This window comes from Selenomonas sp. oral taxon 138 str. F0429 (genome assembly GCF_000318175.2).
Classification (GTDB): Bacteria; Bacillota; Negativicutes; order Selenomonadales; family Selenomonadaceae; genus Centipeda; species Centipeda timonae.
On record NZ_KB290941.1, the window covers coordinates 1540 to 1975 of the forward strand.

At 53.7% G+C, this 436-nt stretch carries 1 pseudogene; it reads right to left on the reverse strand.

Going from position 1 to position 436, the window contains the following annotated elements:
- Positions 1-436, reverse strand: a pseudogene (locus tag HMPREF9163_RS12490) (DNA (cytosine-5-)-methyltransferase); the annotation flags it as partial.

The window sequence follows — 436 nt, forward strand, 5'->3', positions numbered from 1 at the left end:
AAGCCCTGTAAGCGTCCGCACTCGGTCGGTGTCAGTCGACGGACTGCATAGACGGGCTGATTGACGACCGTCGGATCTTTATAATCCCGCGCCATCAGTGTTGGACATTTCTCCTTTGCAAAATGAGAGTGGCAGCCCGTCGTCATGGCATAGACCGCATGACGGTCAGCGGTATTGAGCGTAAAGCTCACATCCTCGGAGATACCGCTTCCCTGCGGCCCGTTCTTCTCCTGCCGTCCGATCATCGAACCTTGGATGGAGACAACAGCAACACCACCCTGACAACACGAGGGATTTCCACCGTTCTTATCTACTGTCCGCGCCTTCTCCGTTTCGTAGATGCCGACGTGCGGATTGTCTGATTTCATGGCATTGGATTGGAAGGATGAAATCCCGTATGCCTGTACGTCCTTCAATACAAGCGGCTGATTATTCC